Origin of the sequence: Chelatococcus sp. CO-6 (assembly GCF_001271345.1) — a bacterium.
GTDB classification, from domain to species: domain Bacteria; phylum Pseudomonadota; class Alphaproteobacteria; order Rhizobiales; family Beijerinckiaceae; genus Chelatococcus_A; species Chelatococcus_A caeni.
Genome location: NZ_CP012398.1, coordinates 1,944,762 through 1,965,663 on the forward strand (window position 1 = coordinate 1,944,762; position 20,902 = coordinate 1,965,663).

General features: G+C 70.0%; 21 protein-coding genes and 1 pseudogene. 10 read left to right on the top strand and 12 right to left on the bottom strand.

The features are described from left to right. Positions 1–7: 7 nt before the first annotated feature. The gene (locus AL346_RS25350; protein ID WP_019400852.1) at positions 8–490 is read left to right on the top strand and encodes a hypothetical protein; all 483 of its coding nucleotides are present in this window, start codon (positions 8–10) and stop codon (positions 488–490) included. Between the two features lie 31 nt (positions 491–521). After that, positions 522–1,100 (top strand): LemA family protein, encoded by a 579-nt coding sequence (locus AL346_RS25355; RefSeq protein ID WP_019400853.1) that lies wholly within the window; start codon positions 522–524, stop codon positions 1,098–1,100. A 17-nt stretch (positions 1,101–1,117) separates the two neighbouring features. Here the strand turns inward: AL346_RS25355 and AL346_RS09145 are convergent, their stop codons facing one another. Further along, entirely contained in the window at positions 1,118–1,759 is a 642-nt protein-coding gene (locus tag AL346_RS09145; protein WP_019400854.1) for a LysE family translocator, read from the bottom strand. Between the two features lie 115 nt (positions 1,760–1,874). Between AL346_RS09145 and ggt the strand changes: the two genes are divergently transcribed. Beyond that, on the top strand, positions 1,875–3,641 hold the full coding sequence (gene ggt / locus AL346_RS09150) for a gamma-glutamyltransferase (RefSeq protein ID WP_019400855.1): 1,767 nt from the start codon (positions 1,875–1,877) through the stop codon (positions 3,639–3,641). A gap of 14 nt (positions 3,642–3,655) precedes the next feature. On the opposite strand, the gene AL346_RS09155 is transcribed toward ggt, so the two are convergent. From AL346_RS09155 to acnA, 9 genes are all read right to left on the bottom strand, one after another. After that, entirely contained in the window at positions 3,656–4,459 is an 804-nt protein-coding gene (locus AL346_RS09155) for a thioredoxin family protein (protein WP_019400856.1), read from the bottom strand. 92 nt (positions 4,460–4,551) lie between these two features. Next, the gene (locus AL346_RS09160; protein ID WP_019400857.1) at positions 4,552–5,484 is read right to left on the bottom strand and encodes a lipid A biosynthesis lauroyl acyltransferase; all 933 of its coding nucleotides are present in this window, start codon (positions 5,482–5,484) and stop codon (positions 4,552–4,554) included. Between the two features lie 58 nt (positions 5,485–5,542). Further along, the gene (locus AL346_RS09165; RefSeq protein WP_026014898.1) at positions 5,543–6,565 is read right to left on the bottom strand and encodes a zinc-binding dehydrogenase; all 1,023 of its coding nucleotides are present in this window, start codon (positions 6,563–6,565) and stop codon (positions 5,543–5,545) included. 44 nt (positions 6,566–6,609) lie between these two features. Further along, positions 6,610–7,371 (bottom strand): SDR family oxidoreductase, encoded by a 762-nt coding sequence (locus AL346_RS09170; RefSeq protein ID WP_019400860.1) that lies wholly within the window; start codon positions 7,369–7,371, stop codon positions 6,610–6,612. Then, positions 7,368–8,651 (bottom strand): beta-ketoacyl-ACP synthase, encoded by a 1,284-nt coding sequence (locus AL346_RS09175; RefSeq protein WP_019400861.1) that lies wholly within the window; start codon positions 8,649–8,651, stop codon positions 7,368–7,370. Before AL346_RS09175 ends, AL346_RS09170 begins: the two co-directional genes overlap by 4 nt. Before the next feature lie 12 nt (positions 8,652–8,663). After that, entirely contained in the window at positions 8,664–9,800 is a 1,137-nt protein-coding gene (locus AL346_RS09180; protein WP_019400862.1) for a beta-ketoacyl-ACP synthase, read from the bottom strand. A 1-nt stretch (position 9,801) separates the two neighbouring features. Continuing rightward, positions 9,802–10,275: a 3-hydroxyacyl-ACP dehydratase FabZ family protein gene (locus AL346_RS09185; RefSeq protein WP_019400863.1), complete on the bottom strand. Its 474-nt coding sequence runs from the start codon at positions 10,273–10,275 to the stop codon at positions 9,802–9,804. A gap of 78 nt (positions 10,276–10,353) precedes the next feature. Next, complete coding sequence (locus AL346_RS09190; RefSeq protein ID WP_019400864.1) at positions 10,354–10,632, bottom strand: acyl carrier protein; 279 nt, start codon at positions 10,630–10,632, stop codon at positions 10,354–10,356. A 195-nt stretch (positions 10,633–10,827) separates the two neighbouring features. Next, complete coding sequence (gene acnA / locus AL346_RS09195; protein WP_019400865.1) at positions 10,828–13,536, bottom strand: aconitate hydratase AcnA; 2,709 nt, start codon at positions 13,534–13,536, stop codon at positions 10,828–10,830. 203 nt (positions 13,537–13,739) lie between these two features. On the opposite strand from acnA, the gene ccmA reads away from it, so the two are divergent. From ccmA to AL346_RS09220, 6 genes are all read left to right on the top strand, one after another. Continuing rightward, positions 13,740–14,384, top strand: coding sequence for a heme ABC exporter ATP-binding protein CcmA (gene ccmA, locus AL346_RS09200; RefSeq protein ID WP_019400866.1), 645 nt, complete (start codon positions 13,740–13,742; stop codon positions 14,382–14,384). Positions 14,385–14,592: 208 nt separating this feature from the next. Beyond that, positions 14,593–15,261, top strand: coding sequence for a heme exporter protein CcmB (gene ccmB / locus AL346_RS09205; RefSeq protein ID WP_019401331.1), 669 nt, complete (start codon positions 14,593–14,595; stop codon positions 15,259–15,261). Between the two features lie 79 nt (positions 15,262–15,340). Further along, positions 15,341–16,117: a heme ABC transporter permease gene (locus tag AL346_RS09210; protein ID WP_019401332.1), complete on the top strand. Its 777-nt coding sequence runs from the start codon at positions 15,341–15,343 to the stop codon at positions 16,115–16,117. Continuing rightward, a complete protein-coding gene (gene ccmD / locus AL346_RS24580; protein WP_082312471.1) occupies positions 16,114–16,287 on the top strand; it encodes a heme exporter protein CcmD in 174 nt (57 codons plus the stop codon). The genes AL346_RS09210 and ccmD overlap by 4 nt, the downstream gene beginning before the upstream one ends. Next, a complete protein-coding gene (locus AL346_RS09215; RefSeq protein ID WP_019403733.1) occupies positions 16,284–16,904 on the top strand; it encodes a DsbE family thiol:disulfide interchange protein in 621 nt (206 codons plus the stop codon). The genes ccmD and AL346_RS09215 overlap by 4 nt, the downstream gene beginning before the upstream one ends. Positions 16,905–16,912: 8 nt before the next feature. Continuing rightward, positions 16,913–18,238, top strand: coding sequence for an adenylate/guanylate cyclase domain-containing protein (locus AL346_RS09220; protein ID WP_053193556.1), 1,326 nt, complete (start codon positions 16,913–16,915; stop codon positions 18,236–18,238). Positions 18,239–18,247: 9 nt separating this feature from the next. Here AL346_RS09220 and AL346_RS09225 read toward each other — a convergent pair whose 3' ends face one another. After that, complete coding sequence (locus AL346_RS09225) at positions 18,248–18,910, bottom strand: septation protein A (protein WP_019403735.1); 663 nt, start codon at positions 18,908–18,910, stop codon at positions 18,248–18,250. A 4-nt stretch (positions 18,911–18,914) separates the two neighbouring features. Next, a pseudogene (ftsY, locus tag AL346_RS09230) lies at positions 18,915–20,038 on the bottom strand (signal recognition particle-docking protein FtsY). Between the two features lie 57 nt (positions 20,039–20,095). Between ftsY and AL346_RS09235 the strand changes: the two are divergent. Further along, a complete protein-coding gene (locus AL346_RS09235; protein WP_019403737.1) occupies positions 20,096–20,833 on the top strand; it encodes an RluA family pseudouridine synthase in 738 nt (245 codons plus the stop codon). Positions 20,834–20,902: the final 69 nt, after the last annotated feature.

Below are 20,902 nucleotides of genomic sequence, written 5' to 3' on the forward strand. Positions count from 1 at the left end.
GCCCCTCATGCGCTTTCTCGCCCGGCTCGCCGTCGTCGCCTTCGCGCTCGGGGCCGCCATCACGGCCGGCTTCATCTTCATGGTCATCGCGGGCCTCGGCGAGCCCGCCATGCACGAGCTCATCGCCGGGCTCGGCTTTGCCGGCTTCTTCGCCCTGTTCGACGCCATCATGAGCGAGGGCGCGCCGGATGCGGCGGCGCTCGCCATCGGCGCCGCGCTGTGGACGATGGCGCTCATGGTGCTCGTCCTGCCGCCGGTGGTCGCGGCGGTCGTCGGCGAGATCGGCGGCTGGCGCTCCTTCGTCTGGTATGGCGGGGCGAGCGGCGCCATCAGCGCCGCCGTGCCGTGGGCGGCCGGCGCCGGCCGGGCCGGCGAGGGCGAATTGCGCATCACCTTGCTTCTGTTTCTCACCGGCACGCTGTCGGGGCTCGTCTATTGGCTCATCGCCGGCCGCACGGCCGGCGATGAGCGCGGCGAGCCTCCGGCATGAGGCCAGATCATTTCAAGAAGGAGTTCAGTCGATGATCTCGCGCCGATTTGCGCTCGTTGCCGGCCTTGCCGTGATCGTGGCGGCCACTGCCTGGGTAGCCGTCAGCGCCAACAATGCGCCGCATTACGGCGCGGCGGCGCGCGAGGCCTGGCGCGAGGTGGAGCAGCAGTTCCGTGCCCGCGCCGACATGGTGCCCGAGATCATCGCCATGGTGGAGACGGTCAACACCACCCAGGGGGCTCTCATCGAGCGGCTGCGCGAGGCGCAGGCCGCGGTTCTTGCCCTGCCGCCCCAGCCGGAGGCGCCGACGGATCCCGCACGCTTCCGGACCTTCATGGACACTCAGGACAACCTCTCCCGGACGCTCGGCAAGGTCATGGACCTCATGAACCTCTATCCCGACCGGCGCTCCAACCCCGAGATCCGGCAGGTGCTCGACGCGCTCGAGACGCGCGAGAACCGCATCGTCGTCGCCCGCAGCGATTTCGTGAGCCTCGCCCGCAACTACAACCTGTCGATCAGCCGCGTGCCCGACCGCTGGGTGGCGCTCGCCTTCCTCGGGCCCCAGCCGCTCATGATCGAGACCTTCGATCGGCCGCGCAACAGCTGACGGCAGGCGTTCTCCCGTCAGCGGCCCTGGGTCGCGAGGATCTTCAGCGCGAAGGCGCCGAAGAGGCCGGCGAAGGCGAAGTCGAGCCCGCGCATGATTCGCGGGCGGCCCTTGAGGGCGTGCACCACCTTGTCCGCCGCCAGGATGAGCAGCACGGCGAGCGGCAGCGAGAAGGCGACGAAGTAGAGGCCGAGGAAGACGAGCTTGGCCGAGGCATGGGGGTCGCTGGCCGCGACGAACTGCGGCAGGAAGGTCACGAAGAACAGCACGATCTTCGGATTGGTGAGATTGACGCCGATGCCGAGGAGGAAGGTGCGCGCGAAGGAGGCCGGCGGGCGCGCCCCCGCCTTGACGTTGAGCGCCGAGCCGTTGCGGACGGCATCCACGGCGAGCCACAGCAGATAGAGCGCACCGACCACCTTGAGGATGGTGAAGGCCGTCGCCGAGGCTGCGAGCAGGGCCGAGACGCCGAGCGCCGCGAGCAACGTGTGCACGCAGCAGCCGGTGAGCGCGCCGAGCATGGCGGCGATGCCCGAGCGCCGCCCCTCGGCCATCGTCTTGGCGAGGAAGAGGCTCATGTCCGGCCCGGGCGTGACGAACAGCACGAAACAGGCGAGCGAATAAGCGAGCAGGACCGCGGGATCGGGCAGGAACGTCATGCGAGACCTCGTATGGGCAGCGGCTGCCACTTTTCCACGGCGCGCACCACATGCGGCATGTTTATCAGCATGCGGACAAGACGCTAACCTCCACTTTCGCATGTGGAGGAGATCCATGACGTCATTCCGCACCATCCGGCCGCTCCAGGCGCTTCTTGCCGCCGCTTCCATCGCCGTCGCCGCCCCGCTCGCGCTGGCCCAGCAGCCGGCGGCGACGCCCCCGGCCGGCCAGCCCATCCTCTCCGCCCAGGCGCGGCTGCTGCCGGTCATCGCGCCGAACGGCATGGTCTCGTCGCAGGAGGCCGAGGCGACCCGCGTCGGCGTAGAGGTTCTGCGCAACGGTGGCAATGCCGTCGACGCGGCGGTCGCGGTCGGCTTCGCGCTCGCCGTGACGCTGCCGCGGGCGGGCAATCTCGGCGGGGGCGGCTTCATGCTGGTGCATCTTGCCGAGCGCAACGAGACCGTCGCCATCGACTATCGCGAAAGCGCGCCCGCCGCCGCGCACCGCGACATGTTCCTCGACGAGAAGGGCGAGCCGGACCCGAAGAAGTCACGCGATTCGGGCCTCGCCGTCGGCGTGCCGGGCACTGTTCTCGGCCTTGCCCATGCGCTCGAGAAATACGGCTCGGGCAAGTTCACCCTCGCCGATCTCGTCGCCCCGGCCGAGCGGCTGGCGCGCGAGGGCATCGCGGTCGAGGACGATCTCGCTGATTCGCTGCCCCAGGCCGCGGCCCGTCTCGGCCGTGATCCGGCGACGGCCGCCATCTTCCTGAAGGAGGGCCGGCCCTTTCACCGCGGCGAACGCCTGGTGCAGACCGATCTCGCCGACACGCTCGCCGCCATCGCCAGGGGAGGGCCGGATGCCTTCTACCGCGGCCCCGTGGCCGAGAAGATCGCCGTCTCCGTCAAGACGGCGGGGGGTGTCATGACGGTGGAGGATCTCGCCCGCTACCGCGTCATCGAGCGCAAGCCCGTGCGCGGCACCTATCGCGGCCACGAGGTGGTGTCGATGCCGCCGCCGAGCTCGGGCGGCGTGCATCTCGTCCAGATCCTCAACGTCCTCGAGGGCTACGATCTTGCCGCCATGGGCGCCGGCAGCGCCGACGCGCTGCACGTCATGGCCGAGGCGATGAAGCCGGCCTATGCCGACCGGGCGGCCTGGCTCGGCGATCCCGACCGCGTCGACGTGCCGGTCCGGGGCCTCACGTCGAAGCTCTATGCCGACAGCCTGCGCGTCGCGCTCGACAAGGACCGCGCCCGCCGCGCCGAGGAGGTCAAGGCCGGGGATCCCCTGCCGCACGAAAGCGACCAGACGACGCATTTCTCGGTGGTCGACAAGGACGGCAATGCGGTCGCCAACACCTATACCCTCAACTTCTCCTACGGCGCCGCCTTCGTCGCCGCCGGCACCGGCGTGCTGATGAACAACGAGATGGACGATTTCGCCGCCAAGGTCGGGGCGCTCAACGCCTACGGCCTCGTCGGCGGCGAGACCAACAGCGTCGCCCCGGGCGCCCGCCCGCTCTCCTCGATGACGCCCACCATCCTGTTCAAGGACGGCAAGCTCGTGCTCGTCACCGGCAGCCCCGGCGGCAGCCGCATCATCACCACGGTGCTGCAGGTCATCGTCAACGTGGTCGACTTCGGCATGAACCTCGCCGAGGCGGTGGTCGCCCCGCGCATCCACCACCAGTGGCAGCCCGACCGGCTGCTGGCCGAGGGCGGCCTTTCTCCCGACACGCTGAAGATCCTGACCGCGCGCGGCCAGAAGATCACCGTCGGCGCCACCTCGGGCTCGGCGAATTCGATCATGGTGACGCCGGAGGGGCTCGCCGGCGCGTCCGACACGCGCCAGCGCGGTACGCTCGCCGCCGGCTACTGACAAGAGGCCCGGGCTTACAATCCCGGGCTTTTGGCGGCGCCGAGGATCGGCCCCGGCGCCTTGCCGGTGCCGCGCTGCAGGATGAGCACGTAGCCGTCGCATCCGTCCGGGCGGGCGATGTCCTGCGGCAGCATGAAGGTGGCCTCGCGGCCATACCACTTGCCCACCTTCATGATGCCGCGCACCACGTTGGTATAGATCACCTGCCGGCCGGTGTTCTCGCCACGGCCGATCTTCACGCGCTCGCGGCGCTTCACCGGCATCAGCCACAGCACGCCCTTCGGCGGGCCCTTCTTCGCCTCGCCCTCGTCCGTGGCGGCGACGTCGGCCGGGCCAACATCCTCATCCCCTTCGGGCGCCGCTGCGACGGAGACGTGTACCGTCGTCTCGTCTGACGAGATCGTGAGCGGTACGCTCATGGCGCCGGCCTCCTTCTCGGCGGCGAGCGCCGCCTCGACCGCCTTGCGGTCCGAGCCGATGGCGTGGCGCTGTCCGTCGATGACCATCTGCGGGGTGTAGACCTGCCGGTCGCCCCGCTGTTCGGCATAGCCGCGCTGGCGGGCGGTGTAGGAGGCGCTCGCGAGCGTGTCCTTCCAGCCGAGATAGTCCCAGTAGTCCACCGGCAGCGTCAGGGCGACGAGCCCCGTTTCGTCCGCGAGCTCGCCGAGCAGCGCGTCGGCCGGCGGGCAGGAGGAGCAGCCCTGGCTGGTGAACAGCTCGACCACGCCGCGGACCGCCTGCTCCGCCTGGGCGCGATGCCCGGTGGCGGCGGCGAGAACCATGGTTGCGAGGACGAGGCTGGCGGCCCAGCGCTTCATGAAGACCGATCCCTTTTCAGAAGGGTCACAATGAAGCGCAAGCCGTGCCGTTGCGAAAGTCACTTTGCCTTGATCGTGGGCGACGCCCGATCTCATCGCCCCGGAACCCGCCAGCGCCGGTGCATCCACAGCCATTGCTCCGGGTGCTCCCGCACCCAGCCTTCGACCACTGCCGTCATGGCGGCCATGGCGCCCTCGACGTCGATCTCGCCGTCCGCGTCGCGCGGCAGGTCGATGGGCGGTGTCAGCTCCAGGCGAAAGCGCAGGCCGGGGAGGCGGATCACCCGCACGCCGTGCACCGGACAGTCGAAGCGTCTGGCGAACTTGGCGAGGATCGGGTTGGTCTTGGCCGGGCGGCCGAAGAAGGGCACCGTGACGCCGCGGGTGAAGTGCTGGTCGATCAGCATGCCGAGATGGCCGCCGCGCTCCAGCACGCTCTGCATGGCGAAGGCTGCGCCCTGCCGCGCCGCCTCGAGCCCGCCCATGGTGCCGCTGCGCACCTCGTGCACCACGCGGGCGACGGCCGGCGTGTTGGGGGCGCGGAAGACGGCCGTGGCGTCGAGCCCGTAGCGGGCGGCGCAGATGGCCGGCAGTTCCCAGTTGGCGAGATGGGCGGAGAAGATGATGCCCGGCTTGCCGTCGTCGCGCAGGGCCTCGAAATGCTCGATGCCCTTCACCTCCACCCGCGCGTCCGCCTTCGGGTTGAAGTGGTCGTAGTCGAAGAGCACGTCGAGATGGGCATATTCGGCGCCGGTGCGGCCGAGATTCTCCCACGCGCCGCGCACGATGGCGCGGATCTCGTCCTCGCTCTTCTCAGGAAAGGCCGCGCGCGCATTGGCGAGGCCGACGCGGTGGACAGGCAGCAGGGGGCCGATGGTGCGGGCGACGGCTCCGCCGAGATTGCTCGCCCGCTCAGGGCCGAGGAGGCGCAGGAAGCCGAAGACGGTCCGCACGAGGCCGACCATCACGACCTCGACGACCGCAAGCCCGGCCCGCTCGAGCGCGGAAGCCGGCCTCACGCGCACGCCCCTTCGCGGGCCGGCCGCCGGGTCGATGCCATGCGCCGCACCTTCGGCCGCATCGTCAGAAGCGCACCAGGATCTTGCCGAAGACCTTGCGGCTCTCGAGCCGCTCCAGCCCTTGCGCGAAATCCTCGAGCGGGAACACGGTGTCGATCACCGGGGTGAGGCCCGACGCCATCTTGTCGAGCGATTCGCTGATGTTGCGCATCGAGCAGCCGAAGGATCCGAAGATGCGGTACTGCTGCTGGAAGAGCTGCATCAGGTTCATGGTCGTCGACACGCCCGAGGTCGAGCCGCAGGTGACGAGCCGGCCGCCGCGCTTGAGGCAGAGCAGCGAGCCGTTCCACGTGTCCGCGCCCACATGCTCGAAGACGACGTCGACGCCCTTGCGCTTGGTGAGGCGCCTGACCTCGCCCTCGAAACGCTCGTTGCGGTAGTTGATGACGTAATCGGCGCCGAGCGCCTTCGCCTTCTCGCCCTTCTCGTCGTCGCCGACGGTGGTGTAGACCGTGCAGCCGATGGCCTTCGCCATCTTGATGGCGGCGGTGCCGATGCCCGAGCCGCCGGCGTGCACCAGCACGCTCTCGCCCGGCTCCAGCCGCGCATTGTCGAACAGCATGTGCTGCACGGTGCCGAAGGCGATCGGCGCGCAGGCCGCCTCCTCGAAGGAGACGCCGTCCGGCACCTTCACCACGAGCCGCTGCGGCATGTTGACGAAATCGCAGGCGAAACCGTCGATGTGGAAGCCCATGATGCCGCCGACGTTCTCGCACAGGTTGTCGCGGCCCTCGACGCAGGCCCGGCAGGTGCCGCAGGTGCGCGCGCCGTACATGACGACCTTGTCGCCGACGTCGACATGCGTCACGTCCTCGCCGATGGCGACGACCGCGCCGGCGGCTTCGGCCCCGACGACGAGCGGCATCTTGCGCTTGGCGAAGGCCATGCCGCGGAAGCCCCACACGTCGATGTGGTTGAGCCCGACGGCATGGACGCGGATCTGCACCTCGCCGGGGCCGGGATGGGGCGGGTTCTCCACCTCCTCCAGCCTCAGGTCGCGGTCGCCGTGGAGCCTTAATGCGCGCATGAGCCTCGCCGTCTCTTCGAAATTCTATTTTGGGGCGTGCCGCCTCAGCGGTGCACGCCGATCTGTGCGGTGAGCCCGCCGTCGATCGGCAGGACCGCACCCGTGATATAGCCCGCCGGCTCCGAGAAAAGAAAGGCGACGAGCCCGGCGACCTCTTCCGGCCGGGCGAAGCGGCCGGTCGGGATCTGCTTTTCCATATTGGCGCGATAGGCGGCGTAGGGCGCCATCATATCCGTGTCGATGAAGCCCGGCGCCACGTAGTTGACGGTGACGCCGCGCTTGGCCGTCTCCACGGCGAGCGTGCGGATGTAGCTGAGGAGCGCACCCTTGGAGGCGGCATAGGCGGCATTGCCCGGGTTGCCCTGCAGGGCCGCCACGGAGCCGATGACGACGATGCGCCCGGCCCGCGCCCGCCGCATGGTGCGCATCAGGCTCTTGGCGATCTGGGTCAGCGACCAGAAATTGACCTGCATCGCCGCTTCCGCCTTGTCCTGCGCCATCATGGCCGCGAGCGCGTCGTAGGACTGGCCGGCATTGTGAACGAGGCCGAAATAGGCCGTCTCCTCGACGGCCGCGCAGAAGGCGTCGAGCGCCGCCCGGTCGGCCAGGTCGAGCGCGAGCGTCCGCACCGAGCGGCCGGGATGGGCCTGTTCGAGCTCCGCGGCGAGGGCCTCGGCCGCCTCGGCCGAAGCCCGGTAGGTGAAATCGACGTCGAAGCCCTGCGCCACGAGCGCGCGCACGATGGCCCCGCCGACGCCCTTGGCGCCGCCGGTGACGAGGACGCGCCTTGCGGTTTCGCCGCTCATGCCGGTTCCGCCGCGAAGACGAGGCAGGTGTTCTGCCCGCCGAAGCCGAAGGAGTTGGAGAGCACGCGGCCGACCCTTGCGTCCCGCGCCACGTTCGGCACCACGTCGAGCGGGATCGTCGGGTCGGGCACCTTGTAGTTGATGGTGGGCGGAATGCGCCCCTCGCCGATGGTCAGGAGCGAGAACACCGCCTCGATGGCGCCGGCCGCCGTCAGCGTGTGGCCGATCATCGACTTGTTGGAGGAGATCGGCACCTCGCGCATGCGCTCGCCCATGACGGCGAGGCAGCCCGCGGACTCCATCTTGTCGTTCTCCGGCGTCGAGGTGCCGTGCGCGTTGATGTAGTCGATGTCGTCGGGCGTCAGCCCCGCATCCGCGATGGCCTCGCGCATGGCGGCGATGGCGGGCGCCCCGTCCGGGCTCGAGCGCGTGCGGTGGAAGCCGTCGCCCTTCTCGCCGCAGCCGAGGACGAAGCCGAGGATCTTCGCCCCGCGCGCGAGCGCGTGGTCATAGTCCTCCAGCACCAGCGCCGCCGCGCCTTCGCCCATGACGAAGCCGTCGCGGTTCTTGGAGAAGGGCTTGGCCGCCTCCTCCGGCGGGTCGTTCTGGGTCGACAGCGCCGAGAGCAGCGAGAAGCGGATGAGCGATTCCGGGTTCACCGAGCCGTCGGTGCCGATGGCGAGCGCCGCCGAGACCTCGCCACGGCGGATCGCCTCGACGCCGAGCTGGATGGCGGTGGCGCCCGACGAGCAGGCGGTCGACAGCGAGACGGGCGAGCCCTTGGTGCCGAAGCGGTCCTGGATGCGGGCCGCCACCGTGCCGAAGAGGAACAGCTCGTGCCAGGCCTTGAAGCGACCGGTCTGAGCGCCGGCGAGCAGCGTGCCGTAGTCGGCCTCGCCGTTGCGCCTGCCGGCTTCGGCAAGCGCCTCGCGCTGCGGCCATTCCATCTCGACCGGCGGCACGGCCATGAACAGCGCCCCCGGAAAGTCGCCCGGGTGGCCGATGCCGGCCTGGCCCACGGCCTCGCTCGCCGCGCGCAGGGCGAACTGCTCCGAAAGGGCAGGGGCGCAGAACGGCTCGGCGGCGACGAAATCGACCGTGCCGGCGATGGTCGTGCGCAGGTTGTCGGTGGCGAAGCGGCTGATGCGGTGGATGCCGGACCGCCCGGCCGTCAGCGCCGCCCAGTTGTCGGCCTTGCCCTCGCCGAGCGAGGTGACGACGCCCATGCCCGTCACGACGACGAGGGGGCGCCCATGCTTGTCCCTGTGTGGCGTGGCCATTCCTGCCTCCGCTCAGATGCGCTCGACGAGGGCGAGGCCCTCGCCGCGGGCATGTCCGATGCTGGTCACCGCCGCCTGCCGCGCGTCGCCGCGCTTGACGAGGGCCGCTGCCAGCGCCACGCCGGCGGGGAACTGCGGCTCCAGCATGTTGCCGAAGAGATCGCCGGTGGCGATGCGCCGCGCGCCGTCGGTGCGCCGGTCGAGCACCGCCTTCTCTTCCGCCGTGATGCCGGCGACGCCGGTGGCGCCCGAGACGACGAGGCCGCTCGCAGCATCGAAGCCGCCGGCCTTTTCGAACAGGCCGTCGAGCGCCTCGCCCGCCGCGCCGGGTGCACGGCGCACCTGGTCGGCGCCGACATGCGCCAGCCGGGCGATCGGCGTCGCGCCGCGCGCCTCGGCATGGTCGCGCGCCTCGAGCACGAGGAAGGCGGCGCCGCTGCCGGGAATGAAGCCGCCACCCTTCGCCTCGCGCTCCCACACGCCGGCGAAGCTGTCCTTCCACAGGAGGCCGGCCATCTCGTAGACGAGCAGCACGTCCGGCCGCTCGGCATTGTAGGAGCCGCCGACGAGGAAGATGTCGCCCTGGTCCGCGGCGATGCGCGCCTGGGCGATGCGTAGCGCGTCGACGCCGGCCTGCTCCTCGCCCATGAAGGTGCGCGTCGCGCCGGTCACCCCGTGCACGATGGAGATGTTGCCGGCGAGCAGGTTCGACAGCTGGGCGAGAAAGAGCGTCGGCCTCAGGTCGCCCATCAGCCGCTCGTTGAGGAAGGCGCCGGGGTCGGCCGCCTGCGGCAGGCCGGTGAGCACCTGGCTGTCCACCTGATAGTCGCGCTCGCCGCCGCCGGCTGCGCAGATGAGGTGGAGATGGCCGAGGAGCGCCTTGTCCTCCTTGATGCCGGCGTCGTCGAGGGCGAGCCCCGCCGCATAGACGCCGAGCTTCTGCCAGGCCTCCATCTGCCGCTGGTCGGACTTCTTCGGAATCTGCCGCTCCCATTCGAGCGGCACGACCGGATGCACCAGATGCGGCTTGAAGCGCTCGGCCTCGACGGTCCCCGGGCGGCCGGCATCGACGGCGGCGAGATGCGCCTCGATGCCTTCGCCGAGATTGGAGACGATGCCGATGCCGGTGATGAAGACCTCGCGCGTCATGTCATGCCTCCGGGGCGGGCGCGTCGAGCGCAAGGCCGAGCCCAAGGGCCTGCTCGCGCATGCGGCCCGACAGCCCCTCGGGGAAGGGCAGCATGCGGAACATGAGCTCGGCGTCGCAGATGCCCTTGCCGGCGCTCGAAATCTTCGCCTTGGTCACGGCGTAGCCGGAACCCTGGTGGATGCGCCTGGCCTCGATGACGAGCGACGCGCCCGGCCCGACGAAGGAGCGGAACTTCGCCTTTTCGACGCCGGCGAGGAAGGGCATGTGCGTGAAGCGCGTCAGCGCCAGGATGAGATAGCCCGAGGCCTGCGCCATGGTCTCGGTGAGGAGCACGCCCGGCATCAGCGGGTGGTCGGGAAAATGCCCCTCGAAGACGGGGCTTTCCATGGGCACCGTCGAATGGGCTTCGAGCCGCTCGCCCGCCTCGTCGAAGAGGGCGACACGGTCGATCATCTGGAAATATTCGAGGCGCATGGGCTCTTCGGGATCTGCCGGCCCCGGCGCCGCGGTGAAAGGCCGCGCCGCCGGTGGAAAGACGTGTTCAGGCGTGCATCAGGCCTTGGCGGCGACGAGCTCGTCGATGCGCGCGCACAGGTTCTTCAGCACGAAATATTCCTCGGCGGGCACCTTGCCTTCGTTGACTTCCTGCGTCCACGTCTCGAGCGGCAGCTTGATGCCGAAGGCCTTGTCGATGGCGAAGGCGATGTCGAGAAAGGCGAGCGAGTCGACACCGAGATCGTCGATCGCGTGGCTCTCGGGCGTGATCTGCTCACGGGGGATGTCGCACGTCTCCGAGATGATGCCGGCGACGGTCTCGAAAGTGGAAGCCATCGCTTCTCTCTCCTGTCTGTTTGCGGCGGGGCGGAGCAGCGGTCGCGGATGGGCGCCCCGTCATCCGCCGAACGCAGGTTCCGTTGAAAGCGGTTCCCTATACATGAGCGCCGGCGGTTGTCCAACCGCCGGCGTCGTTGTTCTCCATAAACCCGCTGCCGGTGCCTGTGCAAGCGCCGGCCTGGCCGGCCCGGATCAGGCCGCGAGCTGGCGCAGCACGTAGTGCAGGATGCCGCGGTTCCTGAAGTACTCGAGCTCGTCGAGGGTGTCGATGCGGCAGGTCAGCGGCACCGTCTTCACCGTGCCGTCGGCGAAGGTGATCTCCGCCTCCAGCTTCTGGCGCGGCTTGAGGCCGGCCGAGATGCTGCGGATGGTCACCGTCTCGTCGCCCTTGAGGCCGAGCGTCTCCCAGGACGTTCCTTCCTCGAAGACGAGCGGCAGGACGCCCATGCCGACGAGGTTGGAGCGGTGGATGCGCTCGAAGCTCTGGGCGATCACGGCGCGCACGCCGAGGAGGTTGGTGCCCTTGGCCGCCCAGTCGCGCGATGAGCCGGTGCCGTATTCGCGGCCGGCGAAGACCACGAGCGGCACGCCCTCGGCCTTGTACTTCATGGCCGCGTCGTAGATCGGCAGGCGCTCGCCGTCCGGCTGGTGCAGGGTCAGGCCGCCCTCGACGACATTGCCCGCCTCGTCCTTCACCATCTGGTTCTTGATGCGGATGTTGGCGAAGGTGCCCCGCATCATGACCTCGTGGTTGCCGCGGCGCGTGCCGTACTGGTTGAAGTCGGCCACCGCGACGCCGTTGTCGATCAGGTACTTGCCGGCCGGGCTCGCCGCCTTGATGGAGCCGGCGGGCGAGATGTGGTCGGTCGTGATCGAATCGAGGAAGAGGCCGAGCACCCGCGCCCCGACGACGTCGCTCGTCGCCTCGGGCGTCTTGCCCATGCCGACGAAATAGGGCGGGTTGGCGACATAGGTCGACTGGCCGTCCCAGGCATAGGTCTTCCCGGTCGGGGCGTCGATCTTCTGCCAGTTCTCGTCGCCCTTGAAGACGTCCGCATATTTCGTGCGGAACATCTCGTTGGTGATGTAGGCGTCGATGAACTCCTGGATCTCCTTCGGCGAGGGCCAGATGTCCTTGAGGTAGACCGGCTTGCCGTCCGAGCCCGTGCCGAGCGGCTCGGTGGTGAGGTCGACCTGCATGGAGCCGGCGATCGAATAGGCCACGACGAGCGGCGGCGAGGCGAGGTAGTTCGCCTTCACGTCCGGATTGACGCGGCCCTCGAAGTTGCGGTTGCCGGAGAGCACCGCCGCGGCGACGAGGTCGGCCTCGTTGATGGTCTTCGAGATCGGCGCTTCGAGCGGGCCCGAGTTGCCGATGCAGGTCGTGCAGCCGAAGCCGACAAGGTTGAAGCCCATGGCGTCGAGGTCGGTCTGCAGGCCGGACTTGTCGAGATATTCGGCCACCACCTGCGAGCCGGGCGCGAGCGAGGTCTTCACCCACGGCTTCGGCTCCAGGCCCTTTTCCTTCGCCTTGCGGGCGAGGAGGCCGGCGCCGATGAGCACGCTCGGGTTCGAGGTGTTGGTGCAGGAGGTGATCGCCGCGATGACGACGGCGCCGTGGCCGAGTTCGAAGGTGTCGCCGCGCAGGTTGGAGGAGGCGGCCGTCTTGGTGGCCTCGCCCGGCTTCTTGAACTCGTTCTCGAGCGAGGTGAGGAAGCCGGCCTTGGCGTCGGCCAGCGTCACGCGATCCTGCGGGCGCTTGGGGCCGGCGAGCGAAGGCACGACGTCGTCGAGGTCGAGCTCCAGCGTGTCCGAGAAGACCGGGTCGGGCGTGCCGTCCTCGCGGAACATGCCCTGCACCTTGGCATATTCGCCGACGAGGGCGATGCGGTCGGCGTCGCGGCCCGTCTTGTCGAGATAGCGCAGCGTCTCGGCATCGACCGGGAAGAAGCCGCAGGTCGCGCCGTATTCCGGTGCCATGTTGGCGATGGTCGCCTTGTCCTCGAGCGTCATGTGCGCGAGGCCGGGGCCGTAGAACTCGACGAACTTGCCGACGACGCCCTTCTTGCGCAGCATCTGGGTGACGGTGAGCACGAGGTCGGTCGCCGTCACGCCCTCCTTGAGGCGGCCGGTGAGCTTGAAGCCGATGACCTCGGGCAGCAGCATGGACAGCGGCTGGCCGAGCATGGCGGCCTCCGCCTCGATGCCGCCGACGCCCCAGCCGAGCACGCCGAGGCCGTTGACCATCGTGGTGTGCGAATCGGTGCCGACGAGCGTGTCGGGATAGGCCGTCGTCTCGCCGCCCTCGCTCTTCGTCCACACGGTCTGGGCGAGATATTCGAGGTTGACCTGATGGCAGATGCCGGTGCCGGGCGGCACCACGCGGAAGTTGTCGAAGGCGCTCTGGCCCCACTTCAGGAAGCGGTAGCGCTCCTGGTTCTGCTCATACTCGCGCGCGACGTTCTGGGCGAGCGAGGAGGACGAGCCGAAGAAGTCGACGACCACCGAGTGGTCGATGACGAGGTCGACGGGCACGAGCGGGTTGATGCGCGTCGGATCGCCGCCGAGCTGCTTCATGGCGTCGCGCATGGCCGCAAGATCCACCACCGCCGGCACGCCGGTGAAATCCTGCATCAGAACGCGCGCCGGGCGGAAGGCGATCTCGCGCCCCGCGGCGCCCTTGTTGACGAGCCACTCCTTGACGGCGACGATGTCGTCCTTCGTCACCGAGCGGCCGTCCTCGAAGCGCAGCAGGTTCTCGAGCAGCACCTTCATCGAGAAGGGCAGGCGCGAGATGCCTTCGAGGCCGTTCTTTTCCGCTTCCGCCAGGGAGTAGTAGGTGTAGGTCTTGCCGCCGACGGAAAGCGTCTTGCGGCTGTTGAAACTGTCGATGGTCGTCACGGCTGGGATCCTCACATCACGATGATCGAACTAGAGGTTCGTTCGGCCGATGCGCGAAGTGCGCGCGCCGCTCCGGGGGCGCCCGGGGATCCACGCGACGAGGCGCGCGGCGCAGCCACGGGTCATATAGAGAATTTTCCTGCGTTCCGCTACACGGACGACAATCATTCTAAAGAAGGCAGGCATGCGAGAGGGGCGGGCTCATGCGCATTTCGGTTGAAGGGCTCGCCTGCCGGCGCGGGGAGCGTCTCCTGTTCAGGGACCTGTCGTTCTCGCTGGCGAGCGGCGAGGCGCTCGTCGTCACCGGTCGCAACGGCGCCGGCAAGTCGAGCCTCATCGCCATGCTCGCCGGCCGCCTCGCGCCGGCGGCTGGAGCGATCCGCGCCGAGGGCATCGGCGAGGCGACGCTCGCCGAGGTCACCAACCACGTGGGCCACAAGGAAGGGCTGAAGGCGGCGCTGACGGCCGAGGAGAACCTCGCCTTCGCCGGCGCCATGCTCGGCCGGCCGCGGCTCTCCCCGCGCGAGGCGCTCGCGCGCGTCGGCCTCGCCCGCGCCGCGGACCTGCCGGCGGGCTATCTCTCCGCCGGGCAGCGGCGGCGCGTCGCGCTTGCCCGCCTTTTCGTCTCCCGTCGCCCGCTGTGGCTCCTCGACGAGCCGACCTCGGCCCTCGACGCGGCCTCGCAGGTCCGGCTCGCCGAGGTCATGCAGGGCCATCTGGCCGAGGGCGGCCTCATCATCGCCGCAACCCATGCGCCGCTCGGGCTCGAGGGGACGAAGACGCTGAGCATCGATGCGCATGTGCCCGGCGTCGACTTGCCCGGCGGGGCAGAGGGGGAGCGGGCATGAGGATGGAGAACGCGGTCTTTCAGCCAGGCGCGCCTCTCCCCTCCCCCTTGCGGGGAGGGGTCGGGGGTGGGGGGCGCTGGGGAAGTGATGGGAGGTGCGAGGGAGGCGCAAGGCGTCCTGCATGCGGCACCACCCCCACCCCTCCCCCTCCCCGCAAGGGGGAGGGGCTAGACCGTGCCGCCCTCCTAAAACCCCAAAGCCCCCTGACATGACCCGCGCCTTCCTCGCCCTCGTCCTGCGGGATCTCAGGCTCGCGGCCCGCGTCGGCGGCAGCGGCGCCATGGGGCTCGTCTTCTTCCTGATGCTCGTCGCCGTGGTGCCCTTCGCGCTCGGGCCGGATCTCAACCTCCTCGCCCGCATCGGCCCGGCGCTTCTGTGGTTCTCGGCCGTGCTCGCCACGCTCATCGGGCTCGACCGGCTGTTCCAGACCGACGTCGAGGACGGCGCCATCGACCTCATCCTGTCGAGCGACACGCCGCTCGAGGTGCTGGTGGCGGCCAAGGGGGTGGCGCACTGGCTGACCACCGGCCTGCCGCTCGCGCTTCTCGCGCCGCTCTTCGGCCTGCTCCTGGCGCTGACGCCCGGGGCGATGCTCGCCGTCGCGGCGACGCTCGTCGTCGGCACGCCGGCGCTGACCTTCATCGGTGCCGTCGGCGCCGCGCTCACGGCCTCGCTCGGGCGCGGCGGGCTGCTGCTCGCCATCCTCGTCATGCCGCTGATGGTGCCCACCCTCATCTTCGGCGTCTCGGCGGCCAATGCGGCGACGGGCGGCACCATCGCCTTCCTCACCCCCTTCCTGATCCTTGCGGCCTTGTCTCTTGTCGCGATCGTGATCGGCACCTTCGCCGCCGCCGCCGCCCTGCGGCAAAGCGCGTGACGAAGCGCCCAATTGCAGCCACGATCGCGCGACGTTAGATCAGGCCCAAGATTCCTCGAAACCTGGAACGAACGACCGCGTGCCGCGCCTCTCGAGCCTCTGGAACCTCGCCAATCCGACGCGCTTTCTCGGCCTCGCCGACAGGCTGCTGCCGTGGCTCGCTGCGCTCGCGGCCGTGCTGCTCGCGGTCGGGCTCTACCTGTCGTTCTTCGTCGCGCCGCCGGACTACCAGCAGGGCGAGACGGTGCGCATCATGTTCATCCACGTGCCGGCCGCCTGGCTCGGCCTGTTCATGTACGTGATGATGAGCGCCTCGGCGCTCGGCACGCTCGTGTGGCGCCACCCGCTCGCCGACGTCGCGCAGAAGGCCGCCGCGCCCATCGGCGCCGCCTTCACCTTCGTCTGCCTCGTCACGGGCTCGCTCTGGGGCAAGCCCATGTGGGGCACTTGGTGGGTGTGGGACGCGCGGCTCACCTCCGTTCTCGTGCTCTTCCTCATGTATCTCGGCATCATGGCGCTGTGGCGGGCGGTGGATGATCCCGGCCGCGCCGCGCGGGCCGTCGCCGTCCTGACGCTCGTCGGCGTGGTCAACATCCCGATCATCAAGTTCTCGGTGGATTGGTGGAGCACGCTGCACCAGCCGGCGGCCGTCTTCCGCATCGACGGGCCGACCATCCATCCCTCGATGCTGTGGCCGCTCCTCGTCATGGCGCTCGCCTTCACGGTGCTCGCCATCGCCCTCCATGTCGCCGGCATGCGCAACGAGATCCTGCGCCGGCGCGTGCGCAGCCTGCGGCTGATGGAGGCCGAGCGCCTCGACGCGGGCGCCGAGACGGCTGCGGGAGCCGTCCGATGAGCGATCCCCACGCCGGCTTCATCATCGCGAGCTATGCCCTCACCGGGCTCGTCGTCGGCGGGCTCGTGCTGCGCGCCGTCGTCGAGCATCGCGCCCTGCGGCGCGCGCTCGAGCAGCTCGAGGCGCGCGGCGTGCGCCGCCGTTCCGCCCGCCAGGAGGCCGTCCGATGAGCGAGCAGGAGAACGGCATTGCGGCAGAGGACCCTGCGGGCTCGCCCGAGGTGCGCCGCCGCCGGCTCATCCTTCTCCTCCCGCTCGGGGTCTTCCTGCTGCTCGCCGCGCTCTTCCTCGTGCGGCTCTTCGCGGGCGATCCCTCGCGCGTGCCTTCGGCGCTGACCGGCCGCCCCGTGCCGGCCTTCTCCCTGCCGCCGCTCGAGGGGCTGTCGGGATCGGGCGGCACGCCGGTCCCGGGCTTTTCCGACGCGGACCTGAAGCGGGGCGAGGTCACCATTGTCAACGTCTGGGCCTCCTGGTGCGCGCCCTGCCGGCAGGAGCATCCCCTGCTGATGGAACTCGCGGCCCAGCCGGGCGTGCGCCTCCTCGGCCTCAACTACAAGGACAATCCCGAGAACGCGCGCCGCTTCCTCGGTGCCCTCGGCAATCCCTTCGGCGCGGTCGGCGTCGACGAGAGCGGCCGCGCCGCCATCGACTGGGGAGTCTACGGCGTGCCCGAGACCTTCATCGTCGGCCCCGACGGCACCATCAGGCACAAGCACATCGGCCCGTTGACGCCGGACAGCCTGAACGGCACTTTCCTGCCGGCACTGAGAGCGGCGCAGCAACGCTAGAGGAACCGATGGCGCCAGCCCTTCCGGCGAATGGCAGCGAACGCCTGCTGCTCGAGGCCGACCTGTCGGCCGAGCGGGCGGCGAGCGTGGTCCGCATGGCCATCGCCATCGTGCTCCTCGTCACCGTCGAGGTCGTCCTCAAGCGCAGCAACGACATCTCGCTGCTCGACCTCACCGAGGCGCGCAACCAGGCGCGGGCGACGCTCGGCCTGCTCTTCTTCGCGGGTCTTGCCGTCTATCTCCTCGTTAAATTCGGCCGCTGGCGGCCTTGGATGGCCTATGTGACGGTGACGGTGGACATCGCCGTCCTCGTCGGCAGCCTTCTCGCCGACCTGCGCGACCTGCGCCTGCCGGTCGCGTTCATGAGCATGTTCCCGGTGGTCGGGGTCTTCCCGCTGCTGCTTGCGGTCAGCGCCTTGCGCATCCGCCCCTGGGTGCAGCTCTATGCCCTCTGCCTGACCCTCGTCGGCCTGGCGCTGGTCGCCTGCATGGGGGGATGGGGCTCGAACCTCGCTCCGGAGACCTTCCTGCGCGATGCGGAGATGTTCTATTCCGTGCCGGCGAACACGGCCCGCGCCGCCATGCTCGCGCTCGGCGGGGCGGTGCTCGTGCTCGGCGCCCTGCGCGGCCGGCGCCTGCTCAACCAGGCGGTGGCCGAGACGACGCGTCGGCTCAACCTCGCGCGCTATCTTCCTGCCGAGCTCCTGCCCGTGCTGTCGAGCGACAACATCGAGGAGCTGCGGACGGGGCGCCGCGCCGAGGTGGCGCTCGTCTTCATCGACATTCGCGGCTCCACCGCCATGGGCGAGGCGATGAGCCCGGCGGCGCTCACCGGCTTCATCGGCGCCTTCCGCGCCCGCGTCACGCGGGCGGCGCGCCAGCACGGCGGTGTCATCGACAAGTTCATCGGCGACGGCGCCTTCATCATCTTCGGCCTGCCGCAGACGAACGGCGACGATGCGGCCCGGGCGCTCGCCTTCTGCCGCTCCATGCTCGCGTCCGTCGACGAGTGGAACGGCCTGCGCAAGGCAACCGACGCCGTCCCGGTCGCAGTCGGCATCGGCGTGCACTTCGGCACGGCCTTCGTCGGCGCCATCGGCGACGAGCAGCGCCTGGAATTCACCGTCATGGGCGATGCCGTGAACGTCGCGGCCCGGCTCGAGGATGCGACCAAGGCCTTCGAGGTGCCGCTGGTCGCCTCGCGCGACGCGCTCAAGGCGGCGGGCGAGGATCCACAGAGCGCCGGCTCGCCATGGCGCAGCCTCGGAACGCAGGCCCTGCGCGGGCGCAACGAGGCGATGCCGATCTACACGCTGGAGAACAGCGCCGTCTGAGCCTGCGGCTCAGGGCTTGCGGTCCTCTTCCGTCGCCGGGCTGTGGCGCATGATGAGCGGCGTCTGCGCGAGCGCGAAGGCGAGCGTGATGGGCATCACGCCGAAGACCTTGAAGTTCACCCAGAAGTCCGTCGTCTGCGTGCGCCAGACGACCTCGTTCAGCAGCGCCAGAAAGAAGAAGAACAGGCCCCAGCGCAGGGTCAGCTTGCGCCAGCCCTCGGCGTCGAGCTCGAAGACGCTGTCGAGCACGAAGCCGAGCAGCGACTTGCCGAATAGGAGCCCGCCGAGCAGCACCGAGCCGAACAGCGTGTTGACGATGGTCGGCTTCAGCTTGATGAACAGTTCGTCGTGCAGGACGAGCGTCAGCGTGCCGAAGACGAGGACGACGACGCCGGAGACGAGCGGCATGATCGGCAGCTTGCCGACCAGCCGGTAGTGGAGGGCGAGCGCCACCAGCGTCGCCAGCATGAAGACCGCCGTCGCCGTAAAGATGCCGGCCTGTCCGCCCGCGAGGATCGAGGCCGGCACGAGCGGCTGCATGAGCGGCGCGAACAGCTCGGGGCGGGTGTTGGCGAGGAAGAACAGCCCGAGCGGCCCGAGCTCCAGCGCGAGCTTGATGAGCGGCGGCAGGTGCTGGCCCTTCGGGTCGCTTTCCACGAGTTCTTTCGACATGCTTTTAGGCTTCCAGTCCGGCGATGGCGCGGGCGAAATCGCGCGCCGTGAAGGGTTCGAGGTCCTCGACGCCCTCGCCGACGCCGATGAAATGCACGGGCAGGCCGAACTTGGCGGCGATGGAGACGAGAATGCCGCCGCGGGCGGTGCCGTCGAGCTTGGTCATGACGAGGCCGGTGACGCCGGCCGTCTTGCCGAAGATCTCCACCTGGTTCACCGCGTTCTGGCCGGTCGTGGCGTCGAGCACGAGGAGCACGGCATGCGGCGCCGTCTCGTCGAGCTTCTTCATCACGCGCACCACCTTCTCGAGCTCGGCCATGAGGCCGGCCTTGTTCTGCAGGCGCCCGGCGGTGTCGACGAGCACGATGTCCGTGCCGGTTTCGCGCGCCTCGCTGAGGGCGTCGAAGGCGAGGCCCGCCGCATCCGCCCCTGCTCGCGGGCGATCACCGCCGCGCCGGTGCGCTCGCCCCACACCTTGAGCTGCTCGATGGCCGCGGCACGGAAGGTGTCGCCCGCCGCCAGCATGACCTTGCGCCCCTCGGCGCGGAACTTCGCCGCGAGCTTGCCGATGGTGGTCGTCTTGCCCGAGCCGTTGACCCCCACCATGAGGATGACGAAGGGCTTCCTGCCGGCGTCGACGGCAAGCGGATGCGCCACGGGGGCGAGCACCGCCTCCACCTCGCGCGCCAGCACGGCCTTGACCTCCTCGGGGTCGATGGCCTTGTCGTAGCGCCCCTCGGCGATCGAGCGGGTGATGCGAGCGGAAGTCTCGATGCCGAGGTCGGCCTGGATCAGGATGTCCTCGAGGTCGTCGATGGTCGCGGCGTCGAGGCGGCGCTTGGAGAAGAGCTCGGTGATGCCGAGGCCGAGCGAGGACGAGGTGCGCGCCAGCCCCTCCTTCAGCCGCTGCCACCAGCTGCGCCGGGGCGCGGGCTGGGGAGTGGCCTCGGGCGACGTTTGGGGCGCTGCCTGGGGCGGAGCCTCCTGCGGCGGAGCCTCCTGCGGCGGTGATGGCGGCTGCGGCGCCTCGGCTTCGGGAGGCGGCGCCTGCGGCTCCGGCTGGGCGGTCTCGCCGCGCCGGAAGAGCCGGGCCAGCATCCCGCGCTTGTCCTTGTCGCCGTCGCTCATCTGTCCTCGCGTTCTTTTCCCTTGCCCTCGGCCTGCCCCCTCGATAGCCCGAAGCGCATGAACGAGAAAGAGTTGCCGTTCGATATAGTGTCGCGCCTCCTCTATCGCGACGCGCTGATGCTGGTGATCGACAAGCCGGCGGGCATGCCCGTTCATCCCGGCCCGCGCAGCGGCACGGCGACGAGCGACGAGACGCTGAGCGACCATCTCGACGCGCTGCGCTTCGGCCTGCCGCGGCGGCCCGAGCTCGCCCACCGGCTCGACCGCGACACCTCCGGCTGCCTCGTGCTCGGCCGCCATCGCAAGGCGCTCGACAAGCTGGGACGCCTGTTCCAGTCGGGCAAGGTCGAGAAGACCTACTGGGCCATCGTCGAGGGAGGCCCCGCCGGCGACGCGGGCGAGATCGACCTGCCGCTCGCCCCGCGCGATCGCGCGCGCGGCTGGTGGATGAAGGTGGACGCCGCCGGCCAGCCGGCTCTGACGCGCTGGCGCGTCCTCGGGCGGGGCGAAGGCCTCGCCTGGCTCGCGCTGACGCCGGTGACCGGCCGCACCCACCAGTTGCGCGTCCATTGCGCTGCGGCGGGCTTTCCGATCCTCGGCGACACCATCTACGGCAACGCCCCGCGCATCGGCGGGCCGGGGCTGCACCTGCATGCCGCCGCGCTCGCCATCCCGCTCTATCCCAGCCGCGAGGCCGTGCGGATCGCGGCCCCCGCGCCGCCGCACATGCACGACGCCCTCGGCGCCGCCGGCTGGTGCGAGACGACGCCGGGGGACACGGCAGCGGGACGCTGAGGCGGTGATTCGCTGCCCGCACGACGTCGCTGCGTCCCGGTGCCATATCGCTCGACGTATCTGCATGCC

What these genes read in the sequence shown, in the direction of transcription:
- AL346_RS09145 (WP_019400854.1), bottom strand. Translation starts at nt 1,759, where the DNA reads ATGACGTTCCTGCCCGATCCCGCGGTCCTGCTCGCTTATTCGCTCGCC.
- AL346_RS09180 (WP_019400862.1), bottom strand. Translation starts at nt 9,800, where the DNA reads ATGACGCGCGAGGTCTTCATCACCGGCATCGGCATCGTCTCCAATCTC.
- AL346_RS25350 (WP_019400852.1), top strand. Translation starts at nt 8, where the DNA reads ATGCGCTTTCTCGCCCGGCTCGCCGTCGTCGCCTTCGCGCTCGGGGCC.
- AL346_RS09170 (WP_019400860.1), bottom strand. Translation starts at nt 7,371, where the DNA reads ATGAGCGGCGAAACCGCAAGGCGCGTCCTCGTCACCGGCGGCGCCAAG.
- AL346_RS09185 (WP_019400863.1), bottom strand. Translation starts at nt 10,275, where the DNA reads ATGCGCCTCGAATATTTCCAGATGATCGACCGTGTCGCCCTCTTCGAC.
- ccmB (WP_019401331.1), top strand. Translation starts at nt 14,593, where the DNA reads ATGACCCGCGCCTTCCTCGCCCTCGTCCTGCGGGATCTCAGGCTCGCG.
- AL346_RS25355 (WP_019400853.1), top strand. Translation starts at nt 522, where the DNA reads ATGATCTCGCGCCGATTTGCGCTCGTTGCCGGCCTTGCCGTGATCGTG.
- ccmD (WP_082312471.1), top strand. Translation starts at nt 16,114, where the DNA reads ATGAGCGATCCCCACGCCGGCTTCATCATCGCGAGCTATGCCCTCACC.
- AL346_RS09155 (WP_019400856.1), bottom strand. Translation starts at nt 4,459, where the DNA reads ATGAAGCGCTGGGCCGCCAGCCTCGTCCTCGCAACCATGGTTCTCGCC.
- AL346_RS09190 (WP_019400864.1), bottom strand. Translation starts at nt 10,632, where the DNA reads ATGGCTTCCACTTTCGAGACCGTCGCCGGCATCATCTCGGAGACGTGC.
- ggt (WP_019400855.1), top strand. Translation starts at nt 1,875, where the DNA reads ATGACGTCATTCCGCACCATCCGGCCGCTCCAGGCGCTTCTTGCCGCC.
- AL346_RS09215 (WP_019403733.1), top strand. Translation starts at nt 16,284, where the DNA reads ATGAGCGAGCAGGAGAACGGCATTGCGGCAGAGGACCCTGCGGGCTCG.
- AL346_RS09165 (WP_026014898.1), bottom strand. Translation starts at nt 6,565, where the DNA reads ATGCGCGCATTAAGGCTCCACGGCGACCGCGACCTGAGGCTGGAGGAG.
- AL346_RS09225 (WP_019403735.1), bottom strand. Translation starts at nt 18,910, where the DNA reads ATGTCGAAAGAACTCGTGGAAAGCGACCCGAAGGGCCAGCACCTGCCG.
- AL346_RS09220 (WP_053193556.1), top strand. Translation starts at nt 16,913, where the DNA reads ATGGCGCCAGCCCTTCCGGCGAATGGCAGCGAACGCCTGCTGCTCGAG.
- AL346_RS09235 (WP_019403737.1), top strand. Translation starts at nt 20,096, where the DNA reads ATGAACGAGAAAGAGTTGCCGTTCGATATAGTGTCGCGCCTCCTCTAT.
- AL346_RS09175 (WP_019400861.1), bottom strand. Translation starts at nt 8,651, where the DNA reads ATGGCCACGCCACACAGGGACAAGCATGGGCGCCCCCTCGTCGTCGTG.
- ccmA (WP_019400866.1), top strand. Translation starts at nt 13,740, where the DNA reads ATGCGCATTTCGGTTGAAGGGCTCGCCTGCCGGCGCGGGGAGCGTCTC.